Annotated in this window: 21 protein-coding genes; 3 read left to right on the plus strand and 18 right to left on the minus strand. The window is 55.8% G+C overall.

The genetic code is table 11. The features are described from left to right. Positions 1–92: 92 nt before the first annotated feature. From CMUST_RS15565 to CMUST_RS15585, 5 genes are all read right to left on the minus strand, one after another. Complete coding sequence (locus CMUST_RS15565) at positions 93–2,525, minus strand: virulence-associated E family protein (RefSeq protein ID WP_201779221.1); 2,433 nt, start codon at positions 2,523–2,525, stop codon at positions 93–95. A 99-nt stretch (positions 2,526–2,624) separates the two neighbouring features. After that, on the minus strand, positions 2,625–2,867 hold the full coding sequence (locus tag CMUST_RS15570; protein ID WP_047261479.1) for a hypothetical protein: 243 nt from the start codon (positions 2,865–2,867) through the stop codon (positions 2,625–2,627). A gap of 12 nt (positions 2,868–2,879) precedes the next feature. Further along, positions 2,880–3,068, minus strand: a complete 189-nt coding sequence (locus tag CMUST_RS15575) for a hypothetical protein (RefSeq protein WP_047261478.1) — start codon at positions 3,066–3,068, stop codon at positions 2,880–2,882. Beyond that, positions 3,065–3,361: a hypothetical protein gene (locus CMUST_RS15580; protein WP_047261477.1), complete on the minus strand. Its 297-nt coding sequence runs from the start codon at positions 3,359–3,361 to the stop codon at positions 3,065–3,067. The genes CMUST_RS15575 and CMUST_RS15580 overlap by 4 nt, the downstream gene beginning before the upstream one ends. Further along, positions 3,324–3,791: a hypothetical protein gene (locus CMUST_RS15585; RefSeq protein WP_047261476.1), complete on the minus strand. Its 468-nt coding sequence runs from the start codon at positions 3,789–3,791 to the stop codon at positions 3,324–3,326. Before CMUST_RS15585 ends, CMUST_RS15580 begins: the two co-directional genes overlap by 38 nt. Before the next feature lie 610 nt (positions 3,792–4,401). Between CMUST_RS15585 and CMUST_RS17265 the strand changes: the two genes are divergently transcribed. Continuing rightward, a complete protein-coding gene (locus CMUST_RS17265) occupies positions 4,402–4,701 on the plus strand; it encodes a DUF4145 domain-containing protein (protein ID WP_407922016.1) in 300 nt (99 codons plus the stop codon). Here CMUST_RS17265 and CMUST_RS16685 read toward each other — a convergent pair. The 12 genes from CMUST_RS16685 to CMUST_RS15650 all read right to left on the minus strand — a co-directional run bounded on the left by CMUST_RS16685 (position 4,631) and on the right by CMUST_RS15650 (position 12,083). Further along, positions 4,631–4,864, minus strand: a complete 234-nt coding sequence (locus CMUST_RS16685) for a hypothetical protein (RefSeq protein WP_144414122.1) — start codon at positions 4,862–4,864, stop codon at positions 4,631–4,633. The genes CMUST_RS17265 and CMUST_RS16685 overlap by 71 nt on opposite strands. A gap of 34 nt (positions 4,865–4,898) precedes the next feature. Further along, entirely contained in the window at positions 4,899–6,896 is a 1,998-nt protein-coding gene (locus tag CMUST_RS15600) for a DNA polymerase (RefSeq protein ID WP_047261473.1), read from the minus strand. Positions 6,897–6,978: 82 nt separating this feature from the next. Continuing rightward, positions 6,979–7,572: a DUF2815 family protein gene (locus tag CMUST_RS15605; protein WP_047261472.1), complete on the minus strand. Its 594-nt coding sequence runs from the start codon at positions 7,570–7,572 to the stop codon at positions 6,979–6,981. A 12-nt stretch (positions 7,573–7,584) separates the two neighbouring features. Continuing rightward, positions 7,585–8,745, minus strand: coding sequence for a DUF2800 domain-containing protein (locus CMUST_RS15610; RefSeq protein WP_047261471.1), 1,161 nt, complete (start codon positions 8,743–8,745; stop codon positions 7,585–7,587). Continuing rightward, complete coding sequence (locus CMUST_RS15615; RefSeq protein WP_047261470.1) at positions 8,742–9,233, minus strand: hypothetical protein; 492 nt, start codon at positions 9,231–9,233, stop codon at positions 8,742–8,744. The genes CMUST_RS15610 and CMUST_RS15615 overlap by 4 nt, the downstream gene beginning before the upstream one ends. A 2-nt stretch (positions 9,234–9,235) precedes the next feature. Next, positions 9,236–9,616 carry a hypothetical protein gene (locus CMUST_RS15620; protein WP_047261469.1) on the minus strand — a complete coding sequence of 127 codons (381 nt, stop codon included), beginning with the start codon at positions 9,614–9,616 and terminating at the stop codon, positions 9,236–9,238. 20 nt (positions 9,617–9,636) lie between these two features. After that, positions 9,637–9,924, minus strand: coding sequence for a hypothetical protein (locus tag CMUST_RS15625; RefSeq protein WP_047261468.1), 288 nt, complete (start codon positions 9,922–9,924; stop codon positions 9,637–9,639). Continuing rightward, on the minus strand, positions 9,921–10,247 hold the full coding sequence (locus CMUST_RS15630) for a hypothetical protein (RefSeq protein ID WP_047261467.1): 327 nt from the start codon (positions 10,245–10,247) through the stop codon (positions 9,921–9,923). Before CMUST_RS15630 ends, CMUST_RS15625 begins: the two co-directional genes overlap by 4 nt. A 53-nt stretch (positions 10,248–10,300) precedes the next feature. Continuing rightward, positions 10,301–10,792 carry a hypothetical protein gene (locus CMUST_RS15635; protein WP_047261466.1) on the minus strand — a complete coding sequence of 164 codons (492 nt, stop codon included), beginning with the start codon at positions 10,790–10,792 and terminating at the stop codon, positions 10,301–10,303. A gap of 572 nt (positions 10,793–11,364) precedes the next feature. Further along, a complete protein-coding gene (locus tag CMUST_RS15640; protein ID WP_047261465.1) occupies positions 11,365–11,589 on the minus strand; it encodes a hypothetical protein in 225 nt (74 codons plus the stop codon). Positions 11,590–11,602: 13 nt separating this feature from the next. Beyond that, positions 11,603–11,785, minus strand: a complete 183-nt coding sequence (locus CMUST_RS15645; RefSeq protein ID WP_047261464.1) for a helix-turn-helix domain-containing protein — start codon at positions 11,783–11,785, stop codon at positions 11,603–11,605. Positions 11,786–11,837: 52 nt separating this feature from the next. Continuing rightward, a complete protein-coding gene (locus tag CMUST_RS15650; protein WP_047261463.1) occupies positions 11,838–12,083 on the minus strand; it encodes a hypothetical protein in 246 nt (81 codons plus the stop codon). Positions 12,084–12,282: 199 nt separating this feature from the next. Between CMUST_RS15650 and CMUST_RS16250 the strand changes: the two genes are divergently transcribed. Continuing rightward, positions 12,283–12,765 (plus strand): hypothetical protein, encoded by a 483-nt coding sequence (locus CMUST_RS16250; protein WP_052844521.1) that lies wholly within the window; start codon positions 12,283–12,285, stop codon positions 12,763–12,765. Continuing rightward, positions 12,743–13,168, plus strand: coding sequence for an ImmA/IrrE family metallo-endopeptidase (locus CMUST_RS15660; RefSeq protein ID WP_047261462.1), 426 nt, complete (start codon positions 12,743–12,745; stop codon positions 13,166–13,168). Before CMUST_RS16250 ends, CMUST_RS15660 begins: the two co-directional genes overlap by 23 nt. Before the next feature lie 288 nt (positions 13,169–13,456). Here the strand turns inward: CMUST_RS15660 and CMUST_RS15670 are convergent, their stop codons facing one another. Beyond that, positions 13,457–14,695: a tyrosine-type recombinase/integrase gene (locus tag CMUST_RS15670; protein WP_144414121.1), complete on the minus strand. Its 1,239-nt coding sequence runs from the start codon at positions 14,693–14,695 to the stop codon at positions 13,457–13,459. Positions 14,696–14,854 lie beyond the last annotated feature (159 nt).

Below are 14,854 nucleotides of genomic sequence, written 5' to 3' on the forward strand. Positions count from 1 at the left end.
ACAACCTGGGGGACAACTTTTTCTTGTCCCCCTGTGTTTTGGGGGACAACTTTTAGCTTTTTGAGGTTGTCCCCCGGAGGTTGTCCCCCGTTTCAGAATGGTGGTTGATCCTCGGGTTCATCGCATCGCTTATACGCTCGCTGCTGCCCGTATAATTTGGTTTTTCGCTTGCTTCCTTGTTTTTCCCATCCGGGCATTTTTTGCATGATGGCCGCTATCGCGTAGGAGTCGGCTGGTCGTAGCCTGGATGGGTCTTGGCCCCAGCATTCCGCCCATATCTCCGGGTTCGTGACGGTTTCGCGGCGTACGAGTGCCCCGGTGTAGTCGTCGACGTGTCCGAAGTCGTCCATAGTTTGGAACCACTGTCGGCGCTGGGTCAGGGTGAGGTTTTCCCAGTTGTCGGCTAGTGGTATGTCGAGCCAGGCTTCTACTAGTCCCGCGCGGTCATCGGTTTCGATGGCTGATTCCTGCTGACGGGTGGCTATGTGTGCGAGTGTTCCGGTGAGGTAGAGGGGTTCTCCTTGCTGGTAGTAGTGGTGGGCTTCTGCCCAGATTTGGTCTACTTCGGCGTCGGTCATCGACCATGCTTTTTTGGTGGCGTGGTCTGTGACTGTGACGGGCCAGAAGCGGCGGTTTCCGGTGTTGTCGCGGAGGAATCCGTTTTCGGCGTTGGTGGAGCCTACGATGATGCATTGGCGGGGGTGGGATTCTACGACGGTGCCGTAGGCGGCGCGGTATTTGTCGTCGGTGCGGGAGAGGAATCCTTTGACGGTTTCGACTTCCATTTTTCGCATTCCGGCGAGTTCGCCGAGTTCGAGGATCCAGTAGCCTTGGAGTTTTTCGGCTCCGGTTTTGTCTTTCATGTCGAGCAGTGTGAGGGCGTCGGAGAACCACTGTCCTGCTAGCCGTGCGAAGATCGTAGACTTACCCACACCTTGGGGGCCGTTGAGGATAAGCACTTGGTCGAATTTCACCCCGGGTGTGCGTACCCTAGCTACTGCTGCGACGAGTGTTTTTCTGGTGACGGCCCGTACGTATTCGGTGTCGTCTGCGCCGAGGTAGTCGACGAACAGGCGGTCTACACGCTTAACCCCGTCCCAGGCGGGTAGCTGGTCGAGGTAGTCGCGGACGGGGTGGAAGGAGCGCTGTGCTGATACGGCCGCGAGGGCGTCTTTGGTTTTACCGACGTGATATAAACCCCAGCGTTTTTGTAGTAGTACGCGTAGGTGGGCGTTGTCGGTGTCTGACCAGCCTGGTTTTGTTTGTGCCCAGGGGGTTGGTTTGCCTGGGTGGATGTCGACCCCTCCGGTGAGTTCGTTCAGGGCGATGCCTTGGAGGGTTTTCTCGTGGGTGAGGATTGTGACGTAGTTGGATAAAACATCGATGACCTTTCCGTTTTTGTTGAGTTCTAGTAGTGATTCCCATTCGCCTGCTTCGGTGGGTGTGTCTACGTCTAGGCCGTCGAACTCTTGTTGTGCTTGTTGGATGCGTTCGGTGGCGAGTGCTTGTTTCACTACGGGGTGGTTTGTGGCTAGCCGTACCATGGATTGGTAGGAGGGTTTGGCTGCTGGTGGGGTGTTTGGGTTGGTGTCGTCGTCTTCGCCGCCATATAGGTGGATTCGGACGAGGTCGAAGGCGTTGCAGAGTTGGCCGCCTGCGGGGTCGGTGCCGTGGTGGGAGTAGGCGAATTTGTTGTCGTAGGTGATGACTCCGTTGGCGGATTCGCCTGGTGTGTAGGTGTATCGGTCGGGGATGGTGGATGTGGCGTATGTGTTTTCTAGGAATTCTGTGATGGCTTCGTGGATGGTGAAGGCTCGGCAGAATGCGCCGACGATGCCGGGTTTTTCGAGTGGGTCGGCTTGCCGGTCGGCGGTGTGTTTGATGATGTTTGCTTGTCGGCTGGATACGGGCCAGGTGGTGACGTCCCGCCAGTCGTCGAACCGGTTGAGGGTTTTGTCTGGGTCTAGCCAGGTGCCGTGGTTTTCTTGGTAGAGGTATTCGCCGTCGACGCATTTGGAGGGCCAGTACATGAGCCGGTGGGCTTGGTAGGTGGTGTCGTCGAAAAAATCGATTCCGATGTCTTGGGCGATGCGGCGTCCGATGGCTTCGTATTCGTCGGCGGTGACGTCGCGGGTGAGTGGGAGGATGAGTCGTAGGCGTGGGTTGGTGGGTGTGTGGGAGTGGGTGGAGTATGCTACCCATTCGCAGGTGAGGGTGTCGGGTAGTGTGGTGAGGAGGTTTTGGGGTGGGTCGTCGATGTCGAGGCATAGGATGCTTCGGGAGAGTACTGCGTCTTTTTTGCGGCGTCCGTGTTGGAGGTGGCCTCCGACGAATCCTCCGTGGTCTTTGAGGTCTGCTTGTTGGGCTTTGGGGAGGGCGTGGTATTTTTCGACGGTTGTTTGGCTGATGCTGGGGGTTTGGAGTCGTTGTTTGAGGTGTGGCCAGGTTGTGAGGGTGTTTTCCCAGCGGCGTGCGAGCCGAGTGGGGGCTGTGGCTAGTTTGATTTCTCGGCTCGGGGTGGTCATCGGGGTTTTCTCCTTTTGCTCTTGGTTTTTGCTGGGGTTAATGGTTAAGCGCCCCAAGCCACCTGGCTCTAGGGGCGCTTCGAATGGTGGGGTTGTTGGTTATCCTCGGAGTAGTAGCAGTGCCATGGATATGTTGGTAGCTTTCAGCACGGTGCTGATTTCGGGCATGCCTTCCCGGTCTCGTAGTCGTTTGATGGCGCGGCTGAGGGCTTGGAGTTCGTCGCTACAGTTTTCTGTCACGTCTTTGACGAGTTTTCGGTTTTCTTCGGTGCTGAAGTCCTCGCCCATGTCTAGTGCGTGTTTGAAGAAGAAGGCTAGGAAGGTGAAGGCGGCTTCAGGCATGGTTAGGATCCTTTATGGTTTTGTGTTTTTGGACAACGCGGTGGCATTGGTGCGTATTTTTTCTAGTACTCGTAGGTAGTCTCCGTAGATCATCGGGTAGTCTGGTCCGATGCTTATCAGGTGGGTGTGATCCCCTTCGTCCCATTGGAGCCACCACAGTTTGTGGTTTCGGCACCATTTGAAGGTGACGCGGTGGGTCATGGTTTTTCTTTGGGTAGGTAGATGATGGTGTAGGTCGCGCCGTGTGATAGTTGGCGCCCGAGTCGCACCCACGACGTCTGCTTGGTGTCTACTGGGTGTCCGGCGCAAATGTATTCGGTGCCAAGCCTGTCGCGTACGATGGTCCCTACGGGGGCTTTGAGTAGCTGTAGGCCGTTGTAGCCTGCGCCTAGATGGAAGCCGGGGGTTTCGGCGGTTCGGAGTTGTTCTTTAAGGTCGGCTATTTCTTGCTGTTTCTCAGCTATCTTTTTCTTGATGATGTCGGCGTTGAGCATTATCGAGGCTTTCTTGGTTGTGTTGTTGGATGATCGCGCCGCTGATGCAGGCGATGCCGATTGTCAGCAGCTGCGACGGGGTGAGGTTTTCGAATATGGGCTCTGGGTATTCGTCGGTTTCCCATTGGCAGTTATATATTTCGCTGTGGGTGTCGTCGATTCCGAGGATGACGATTTTCTCGTCTGCGTTGATCTTCGGCTGAGCCGGGTCTTCGGGAAGATAAGAGTCGATGCGATTGGGTGTGCCGTGGAGGTATTCAGCGAAGTAGTCGGGGCTGGTGAGGAGTTGTAGGAACGTGTCCCTCTCGTCCGACCCGGGGTAAACCCTGTGTCCTTTTGCAGCGTTGTCTGGGTCGTATCTTGTCCCTTTTTGCGAGTATTCGTAGAGGCGTCGGAGCAGTTCGGTGTCTGTGAGGGTGTAGTTGCTCATGGTTGTTTACCGCCTTTTACCCAGGTGTGTGCGAAGCGTATAGCCTCGGAGTGGGATTTCATTTGCAGCATCCCCACCGTTTCGGTTTGTTGTAATTCTGGGTAGTGCTGGAGGAACCGCACTACCCAGCTTCTAGTGCTCCGCCCTTGGTAAATTTTGGCTTTTCGTATGATGCGCAATTGAGTCTTCTTTCTGTGTGGGGGTGGTTTGTTGGTTTCGTGCGCACTAGTGCGACACAATTTGATACATGGGATTTCTAGATACTTTGTGGTCTGTCAGGGGCCGTGCGGGTGATTTTTCGGAGACTGACAGCGACTGTTATGTCAGCACTGATTGCCCCAGTTGTGGGACCAAAAGGATGCTGAAGCTGGCAGAAACCTACCCGCCAGGGGCTTGGCGTCACCCCGAGATTTATTCCAGTTCCGTGTGGTTATTGTGCTTGTCTTGCGGCCAGGGAGTATGGGGGATAATTTACGGGGGCTCGCTGTCGATAAAAGTCCCAGAAGCAAGACCTAAGGACGTTCCAGATCATCTAAGCTCGCAGGTTAGATTGGCCTGGGAAGAGGCGTTAGATTGTTTCGCGGCTTCCGCCTACACCAGTAGCACGTTGATGTGCCGGAAACTTCTTTTCCACATGGCCGTGGAAATGGGCCTTTCGGAAAAGAAGGAAAACGGATTCTCACCTAATTTCGATGAGTGTTTGCAGTATCTCGTTGATGAGGGGTTTATTACCGCACGGCAAAGGAATCAGTGGGTAGAGTCCATTAGGGTATGGGGAAATAAGGCCACGCATGACCTCGCGTCGATCGATAAGGATACGGCCGAGAAAGCTATTGATTTTATGTACCAGCTTCTGCAGATTGTCTACACTTTTCCGGCGTCGTCGGGTCAAGAAAGCCCATCTCAGTGAGTAGCTTTTCTATGTCTAGTGCGAAGCTCCTGCGCACTGCTGCGACGGTTTGGGCGATGACCGTGTCTGGGTCTGCTTTCAGGATAAGTTCTGCTTCGTAGCGTTCGGCCGAGGCCAGTTCAGTGAGTGCCTCGGTTAACGATTTCAGCTTGTTTTCGTTCATGGTTTTCTACCTTTTCTAGACCCTGCAAGTCTTTCTAGTCTTTCTTGTAGTAATCGCACTCATAACCATCAGCATCCAACGGCAGATTTCTTGGTACCTTGCTAATCCACTCCGGTTTGGATGTCATCAACCGGCACACGGTCTCAACTCGAATACTCGTGGGGGCCTCCACAACAATTTCGTCATGCACATGCATAACCGTCCGAAGATTCGCCTCGGCTACAACTGTCAGCGCGTGCGCCAGTAGATCCCTAGCCACCGCCTGAGTGATGTTCTCCACCAGCTTCCCGCCATATGTTTCAATGCGGGTATAGCGCCGGTTGATGTCGAAACCCATACACGTGATGGAGGGTTTACCGAACCGGTTGGTGCCCATCTGGGGCTGTGGGTACACGAGGTTCCTACCACTAGGCAGTGTGATGAGCAGCTGGTCTTCCACAACCTGGAGCGTAAGACCGTGCCCGGGCAGGGGAACAGGAAACCCGGGGGTAGCTATGGCCGCTTTGGCGGCATCCTCCACCCGGTACCATAGATTCACAATGTTGGGGTTAGCAGACCGCCAAGCTTCCACGATGGGCTGCAGTTCGTCTGGTTTCAACCCCATACGCAGCGCACCCATTGCTTCGAGCGCCCCAGCACCACCCTGGTAGCCACAGGCCAAAACTGCAACTTTTCCTTTTTGCCGTAGTTCGGCGTTGGGCCCGTGTTTCTCCACGGGCACACCGAACATGCGGGACGCGGTCACACAGTACAAGTCTTTGCCGTCCTGGAACGCCTGTAAAGTATGCTCCTCCCCCGCCAGCCAGGCCAACACCCGCGCTTCGATGGCGGAATAGTCAGCAACAATGAAGCGCATCCCATCGGCGGGTATGAACGCCGTCCTAATCAACTGAGACAACGTATCCGGAATGCTCCCATACAGCATGCCCATAAGATCCGCATCACCCATGAGGGCGGTTTGCCGAGCATCGTCGAGGTCTTCCAGATAGTTACGCGGCAGGTTCTGCACCTGGATCTGCCTTCCCGCCCACCGGCCTGTCCGCCCCGCACCGTAGAACTGCAGCAACCCGTGGGCGCGCTCGTCGGGGCACACGCCGTTGAGCATCGCTTGGTACTTTTTCACACTCGACCGGGACAGCTCTTGCCGTAGCTCCAGGACGCGTTTCACCGTGCCGGTGGCGTACTGTAAAGCCTGTTCGACGCTGTTTTTCGTCAGGTCTGGGAGCGCCATACCGTTGTCCCGGAACCAGGCGAGGGCCTGCAAGGGGCTGTTCGGATTCTCCAGGCCGGTTAGTTCCCGGGCTTCGTCTAGGCATTCTTCTTTATGCACATGGTCGATGTGGATAGCGGCCTCGGCTAGGGTGGTGTCGATCCGTACACCAAGGTCGTTGATCTGCTGGTCTACCTCGTATTGGTGCCATACCCAGTCGGGCAGGGCGCCTAGATGGGTGAGGTGTTGCCGTAGCTGGTTTTCCACGACGACGTCTTGGATGTTGTATTTTTTGAAGTCTTCCCACTCTTGCGGGTGGTTAGTGGGCTTGCGCCGTTGCGCGCTTTCTACGGCAAAGAGCTCGGTTTGCTGTTCCCATGGTTGTTTTTTGTTGGTGGGTTCGCAGAACATCTTGATGAGGTTTTTACCCGTGTCAAGTTTTTGGGCGTCCAGGTCGAGGGCTTTGGCCACGTCTTTGAGGCTGGCTGGTAGCCCCATTGCGCTGGACCATACGGCGGAGCAGCGCCAGCCTTTTGGTGGGAGGTCGAAGTTCAGGCCGTGGTGGTCTCGTAGGTGGCGGGATATGCATACTCGTTCGAATTGGGCGTTGAATGCCCACTTGTGCACCATCGGGGAGGTTAACGCCCCGAGGATGTCTTGGGGGATTTTCTCACCTGATGCCACGTCTATGAGGGTGACGGGGCCGTTGTCGATGCTGTAGGCGAACAGCAGTAGGGTAAAGTCTGGGTCGGCGGCGTATTTGTACACGCCGTGTGTGATTGGGGTTCCGCTGAAGGTTTCAATGTCTATAGCTAGTTCCATGGTGGTTTCCCTTTTTTCCGAACACATCAGCCCCAACAGTTGATAGGCCTGTTGGGGCTGATGCGGTTAACGGGGACTCGGTTTAGGAGAGCATCCCGCCGAGAGAGTTACCGAACCCATCCGTAGCCACCACGCTCGGCGCGGCCTGAATGTATTCAGCGAACTCATCCTCAGCGCGCACACCCGCGCCGCCGAGGTTCTCACCGTCGCGGGTTTTCATGATGTTCCCCAGACCTGCGGCCACACCCCGGTTGCCGTTAACGTTGAATGTGTAGAACTGCAGGCTTACGCGACCGTAGCAGCCGGAGTAGAACTCATTGCGGTCAATGATGGGGGTACCGTCGGGGCCAAGGATCTGTGGCTTATAGTCCGCATTAGCGTTTGCGTTGATGAAGTAGTGCCCGGCGTAGACTTCGTCTTCGCGCTCCAGGTCACCGTCCCGCAGGGGGAGCTTCAGCGAGCCTATTGGTGGGATCTTTCCGTTGAACTTGGCCTTGCCTTCTTCCAGGGCCTCCTTGATCTTCTGCTCGATCAGGGCGAGGGTGCGGGTAGCCGTCTTCGGGATCAGGATCGAGCAGGAATACTTTTCCTTCTCGGAGCCGTTGATCGAACGGGGTTCCCACACGTTAGCGTAGGAGAAACGAACCTCATCAGGGGTTACAAGTTTGACAGACATGAATGTACCTTTCTAGTTGAGAAATTCTGCGAATTCTTCCGCAGCTGTAGGGATATGAAGTGGCGGCCTCGGGTCGCTAGCCTCCACCAGGGCGGGCTTACCCGCCGGTTTATGCACCAGATCACCGAGAAGCTCCTCGAACTGCTTCTTGCCGAGCTTCTTCTGCATCGCCGTGATGGTGAGAAGCTTCTTTTGGAAAATGTCGGTGAACCCAGCCTCTTCGCAGGCGCTGATGACTGCCTGCTCGTCGGTGTACTTTCGTATGCTTCGACCCTCGACCACTTTGAAGCCCGGCCAGTTATGGCCCTGCATGGCCTTTTCCGTCGCGTAGTTGAGAAGCGCTTCGGCGTAGCGTTTCAGATCAGGGATGATCTTCAGCGCATCGGCTATCTCCTCATCGGTGAGCTCCGGAGGGTCTTTGAACTCCAGCTTTGCTAGCTTTAGGGCGTTTTCCGCCCTAGCCCGGCAGGTGGTTCGGATTTTGCAGAAGGTGCACCACTCGCCTGCTTTGAATTCCCCGTCGCCGTTTACGGCTAGTTGGGCTTGGGGTACGAGGGTTTCCTGCGCCCAGGTGTTCAGCTGCTCCACGGTTTGCTCGAAAACCGATATGTTTTCCCGGCGCGGTTGGAAAATCACCATTTTGACGCGTTCGACGTCGTAGAGCATGCCGAGGTCGTTGAGTGCCCCTAGGGCGTATATTTTCAGCTGGGGGTTTTCCCACGCGTCGACGAGTACGCCTTTCCCGTATTTCAGGTCGATGAGGGTGAGGGTTCCGTCGGCGATGATGATGCAGTCGGCGGTCCCGAACCCGTCGGGCACGAGATGGGAGAAGTCGACTTTGTGCTCCAAGATTATTTCAGCATCTGTGCTGAGTTTCTTGGCTTCTTTGTAGGCCTCTAGGACGTAGGTGACGTAGTCGTCGGTGTGTTGGTCCATTTCCGCACTGTCGTATTCGGATTTTGGTTTCCGGGTGCGGGGTTTGAGGAGTTTGAGTTTCTTTTTTAGTTTGTGTTCGGCTAGTTCGTGGGCGGCGGTTCCTTCCTCTGCGGCGGTTGTTGTGGTGTCGGGTAGTTCGGCTTCGATGGTTGCCGATGGGGTGCAGTTGAGCCAGCGGTGTGATCCGGATGCGGATAGTACGGCGTGGTCTCGGTCTGCGTGGTGTGTTTCGGTCATTGGATGATCCCGTCTGCTAGTGCCATGACTTCGGGGTAGCGTTCTGGTGGGATGTCGGATAGTTTGCTGACGCCTAGGTTGGTGAGCATGTTTTTCACCGCGTCGGCGTGGCCTTGTTTGGCTATGTCGACGAGCCGTGTTCTTACGTCCTCGAAGGTCAGCTCTGGTGCTGTGGGTGTGGGTTCCGGCGTGGGTTTTTCGACTTCGGCCGGCACGTCGGCCGGCAGGGTTGTTTGTGCTGGCTGTGGCGTGTTTTCGGGTGTCGGGTCTGGTTGAGCCGGCACGGTTGTTTGGGTGGGTTCAGGTGCCTGTGTCACCACAGGTTCCGGGGCTGGTGGGGTGTTGTACTCCCCCAGGTTTCCGGACGCTTCCGCCCAGTCGAGGGCGACCGTCTCGATAGCGCCTAGTGCTATATACATATCCGTGAGCCCAGCTTTGACCCTGGCGGCGGCGTTGAGGAAATCTTGTATCTGCGTGGTGGGTGTCATGGCTAGTCCTCCTTAAAAAACTTGGTGATATCGGTTTGGGCATCGCACTCTATGAACTCTCCGTTGTCCTCCAATTCGAGCCGGATGTTGATTTTCAGGGTTGCGGTTTCTACCGGGTTGTCGATGTCTACGCTCCTGAAGCAATGCTCGGCAATGGCGCGTATGGAGTCTGCGAGTGGCTCGACTCGGGTTTCCGTGCCCTCTGGCAGCAGCGTGGATTGGTGTAGTTTCACGAGGTCAAGTTGTTTGATTGCTTCCTCGATAACCTCCGGGTCGACGTCTGGCAGGGTTCCGGATTCCTGCATCTCGGCGATGGTCATCGGGTCGAGATCATTTGTGAGGTAGTTCTGTGCGATCTCCAGCAGTCGGGTGGTTAGATCCATGGGGTTTGTCCTTTCAGGGGTTAGGCTGCGGCCGTGCCGGTGTCGGTGTTATTCCGACGTCGGCGTAGCAGCGCGAAAATGTTTGTGTAGGGGATCAGTTCGATGTGCTTTTGCCCTGGCTCCCGCACGGGCAAAGATTGGTTGCAGCCGAAGCGCAACCAGGTGCGTACCTCACCGGTGATGGTGAGGAGGTGGGTAGCCTCATGGGCTCTGGCGGTTTCCGCGAAGCGGATACGTGTATGAAAGTCTGCGTCCCGTGTTGGTAGGTCGAGATTCACGACCTCGTAGCAGGGCGGGATTGGTGTCATGTTGTCTCCCTACTGGGGATTTTCTGCAGCTGGTGTATCCGGTTGATCTCCAGGGTCAGTGCATCAATCGCATCCTGCATGGCCGAGATGGTTCGCTGTGGCGCGACCCATTTAGCGGCGATTGCGGCCAGTTCCATTTGCTTTTCGCGGAGGATAAGGGCGCGTTCGGTGTGCATCAGCTGCACCTGTGTGGGGTGTGGCTGGTGTTTAGCCGGGGGTTGTTTCTCAGCTAATATGCGTTGCTGAACCCGGGTGAGGGAGCGTTCTGCTTGGTTGAGTTCCTCGTGGTTTTTCGCGGTGAACCCCGAGAGTGTTCTAGCCATTGCGATGCACCTACTGGCTTTTGCTAGCAGGTCGAGGGGGTTGGGTTTCGTACTCACTCCCCCACCTCCCCCTGTTCTTCGAGGGTGAGACTAAGCGCATCGGCAAGGTCGGTGTAATCCACCTCGGGGTGTTTTCCCCGGAGCTCATAGAGGGCTTTTTGTGCTTTGGCTTGGCGTTGGTGCCACACCGTGAGCTTCCGCCCTAGATTCTTTATTTCGATCTGGAGCGTCTTGCGCTCCTCGATAATCTTTGAAAGCGAGTCTTTTTGGTTATTGACCTTTTCCTTGAGTCCTTGGGCGCGGGATTGTTCGTTTAGACGTTCACGGTTCGCGGCGTCGAGTGCGTGCCCTAGGTTTCGTATGAGTTGGTCGCGTGCCTGGATGTTCCGGCTGGCGATGGTGATCAGTAGGTCTTGCTGTTGCTGTGCCTCGTCCCACCGTGGGGGCGAGTTGGTTTCAGCTAGTGTGTAACCGTTGCTTTTTGCGGCGTCCCGAATGTATTCGGGCAGGTCACACACTAGTTGGTGAATGAGGTAGTCGTTCATGGTGTTTCCCTATTTTTTTGGTGTGTGGTGGGGCTGCCCGGGTGCAGCGGTTCCGCTCCCCCTGTTCGAGAGCTGGGGTTCATGGCGGCGCTTGTACCCCGCTGGTGACTGTTCCGGCGGGGCGTCACACCCGGGTGGCCTCGTGGCATGCCCAGGGGTTGCACCCGGGGGTTGCATAACTGGAAAATGCACATGCCCTTTTTCGGCCAATCTGTTTTCCGTACCTTGGCCGTGAAGGTTCTTCATTTGTACTGCCCCCCTTGTTTTGCCTCCCGCGTGCCACTGCGGGGTTCCTGCCCAGTACGGTGGTGGGCTTGCGGGGTCGTGGCGCACTCACGTGGTGCGCTCTCCCGCCAGTATTTTTCCTTTGAGGGGCGTTTCACTATCGAGTTTTCAAAAAGCGCGCCCACCCGAGTTCCGCCCAGACGTTTTACTGTGGGGTGGTTCTTGGGGGCTGTGTGCCTGGGTGGGGAGTCGAACCCCACGCATGTGTGTTCCCGGCCGGGGCAGGCCGCACCAGGGTTTACCGCTGGCGCTCCGGCATTAATTGCGCTAAATGCTTTTTCGCGTGTTTACGCAGTCGGATAATGACGGTCAGTAACAACACGTTGACTAGGGTGCATAGAACGATGAAGGCGGTTAGGGGTTCCATGGGTTCGGGCTTCTTGTCGGATGAGTTGGAGTTCTAGCTCGTTGATGTAGTCGAGGGCTTGTTCTGCTTTGCGGTCGGCATCGGCCACCCACGCGGCGAGGAAGATTGTTATGAGGAGCAGTGCGATTGTGAGTAGGAGGGTCATGGTCAGTTGCTTTCTATGCGGTGTTTTTTGCGGCGAGATTGTCTATGGATTCGCGGCTTACTCGGAGTGTGCGTGGCGTGAAGTAGGTGGCCACGAGTTTTCTTTCGTTGATGAGGCGTCGGACGGTTTCTTTGGAGCAGCCCATGTAGTCAGCGGCTGCGGTTACCGTCAGCCATGGGGGCATTTCGGTTGTCATTGGTTATTTCCCTGGTATGAGGAATTGATGGTGGTTGTGGTGGGCGCTTGTCTCAAGCAGCTACTAGGGGGTCGTTGACGAGGTCGAAGTATCCGCTGATGAAGGTTGGGTCGCCTTGGATGGTGGCGACTTTGAGGGCTACTCGGGGTGTGACTTCTGCCCCGGCGCGTAGTTGGGTGATGTCGTCTGGGTTTACTCCGATGCAGGCGGCGAGTTGTTCGTCTGTGGTGAGGTTCCGTGATCGCATGATGTGGTCTAGTGCGCCTGGCCGGAAGCGGTAGCGTGGTGCTTTTTGCATGGGGGTTCTCCTTTCGGTTTTTGTGTTTTGTTTTCCGTGTTGCCGTGTTGCAACCTGTGACCACAGTTTGCCAAGAATGACCACAGTGTGCAAAACCTGAAATGGACAACACCCCCACAAGTCACCCCCAACAACGCCGTTAAACTGGTTCTTTACCCTCAGCTTTACGTTGACCACAAAACGCTATACGATGGGGCCCATGGATGTTAAACAATGGTTACAAAACCTGATAGGCACCGACTCCATGCGGAGCGCATCAGCAAAAGTCGGGTACGCACAAACCACAATCCAACGACAGATGGAAAAAGGTTCCCTATCCCCGGAAATGGTTATCGCACTATGCCGCTCCTATGGACGGTCGCCCATAACTGGGCTGATTGAAAACGGCTACATCCATGAGCACGAAACTGACGGCATCGGTATTGAGTATGCTTTGCGAAAAGCAACCAACCAGCAAATACTTGACGAAATACTCAAACGCTCCGACCCCGAAGCGCGGTTGCTTTTCACAAACGACGCCGACCCGAACGTGATCGACCTCGCCGAAGGCCCGGTCGAATTCAACCCGGCGAGCGTCACCCACATCGACGACCTGTCTCATGTAAGAGGTAGCCGCTATGCTGCTGATAGGAGGATGAGAGAACCACAAGAAGGAGACGATGATTACGGATCAGGAGCCTAAACTCCTCCAGTTAGCCGAAGACCTAGGAATCCAAGTACTCACGGACACTCAAGGGGTGCTGCACCCCCTAGATCTCGGCGGCTGGTTCCCACAAGCCCGTACCATACTCTTAGCCAAAGACCTAGGTAGGGGCGACTATTTACATACACTCGCACACGAACTAGGCCACGCCTACCACGGGCATGAGGGGTGCTTTAACACCCGGCAGGAATGGCAAGCAGACCGTTTTGCTGCGGAGCTGCTCATAGATCCGCTAGCATATGCAGAAGCTGAGAAACTATACGGAGAGCACCCAGGAGCGATAGCCCACGAACTCGGGGTAGCCCGCCAAACGGTACTCATCTGGAGACGAATATACGAAAGGAAACCAGCGTGCTTAAACTCTTTAAAAACCTCGCCATAGGGTTCGGAAGCCTCAGCGCCATAGGAATAGTAATCGGCATACTAACCTTCTTCGCCTATCCGGAAGAAGGGATATCCATAATCACCACCATGGTGACCGGCCTCATGAGCTCAGGGATACTGTGGGTTCTGTGCGAAATCGCAGACCGACTACCAGAACCTTCGAGAATCCCGCCGGGTATGCAAAGGCCACAGATGCCCGCAGGTGTGCACCCCGCAAACCCCGCGCACCAAATAAACCAATAAAATGAAAGACCCTCCCCGATTGGAGAGGGTCCTATTTTTTCGGCTACAGCGAGTCGTCCACGCGATCCATCAGCGTATCCACCCGCCCCGCACGCACCTTCATATACACCCCCAGGATCGTCGAAATGTCCTCTTGTCCCAACAGTCGGCCAATCTCTTTCAAGTGCGCCCCCTGCTCCGCCAACCTAGTAATCAGCCAGTTCCTACCGCAATGAGGGTCTATGTCCATGCACACCCCAGCGCGTTCTTTCGCACGGCCTAGCACGCTACGATAACTGGTATCCATCATCGGAGCACCTTTCTCCGTCACTGTCAGCAGCAGCTTTTCTTGCAGCGCTTCGCGGTTTTTCTCAAACACCTGCACGGCGCACGTTTCAGTGGGGGCGTAGTTGGCAAGGTGGTCTAAAAATATCTGGGTATGACTCCGCAGGATAGGCACGTCGCGGTACCCGGCGGTGGTTTTAGGCGACTGCCATAGCATGTACGTCCGCTCGCCGCGTTTATTGATCCGCTGTGCATTCTGCTCCACGCGCACCACCACACGAGGCGCAAAAGGCACCTCCCCAGTAACCCTTACGTGGTGTTGTTCCAGCGCGAGGGCTTCGCCTAACCGCAGCCCGTGGAAAAGAACCAACGAGGTTAGAGCTTTATATCTCGGGTTCATATGCCCCAAAATGGCGTGCAGCTCCGCGTCAGTAGGTAAATACTTCTCGTCGCTTTTGACTCGTCTACCTGCTTCCTTAATTTCGACGGGGCTGCGGGGTATCATTTCGCGCTCGACCGCCTCCGCGCATGCGGCCTTCAGGCGTTTGTACGCCTGTTGGTTTACTGTCGGGGAGTCGTATGTCTCGCAAATGGCGGACCACCAAGCATACACCTTGGTTTTTGTTAGCTCCGCTAGGGGTGTTGCGGCTAGGCCGGTGATGCGGAGATCGGCGTCGCCGGGTGGTTGTGGCTGGGTGATTCGGTTCTCGGTGACCTTTACGTAGTTGGCGTGTGTTGAGGGTTTAATCGGGTTAATTCGGGTGCGGAGCCCCTCGTTGTACTCTGTTACCCACTCACCGACCGTTAGGGCGGCTGTGGCCCCAGTAGTGGGAGCTTCGCGTTGGCTGGGCGGTGTCCACCCTCCGAATGTGATGAGTTTTTCTTCCTCCGCTAGCCAGGCTATGGCAAGCCGTTGGGTTTTGAAGGTGCCGGGTGCTTTGTATTGACCACCGTGGTGGCTGTACCGTGCTTGCCAGCGCCCAGAGGGGAGTTTACGTATGCTTCCGAATTGTGCCATGGTGGAGATCTTTCGTGCCAAAAACGTGCCAAATATAAGACAACCTAAGACTACCCCAGACCACATAAGCGGGTTAATAGTAAAAACAAAACACCAGGTAAAACAATAAAACCCCCACCCACAAGGGGCGGGGGAATCACAACCAGTGGAGCCGCCGGG

The organism is Corynebacterium mustelae, from assembly GCF_001020985.1.
Taxonomy (GTDB): domain Bacteria; phylum Actinomycetota; class Actinomycetes; order Mycobacteriales; family Mycobacteriaceae; genus Corynebacterium; species Corynebacterium mustelae.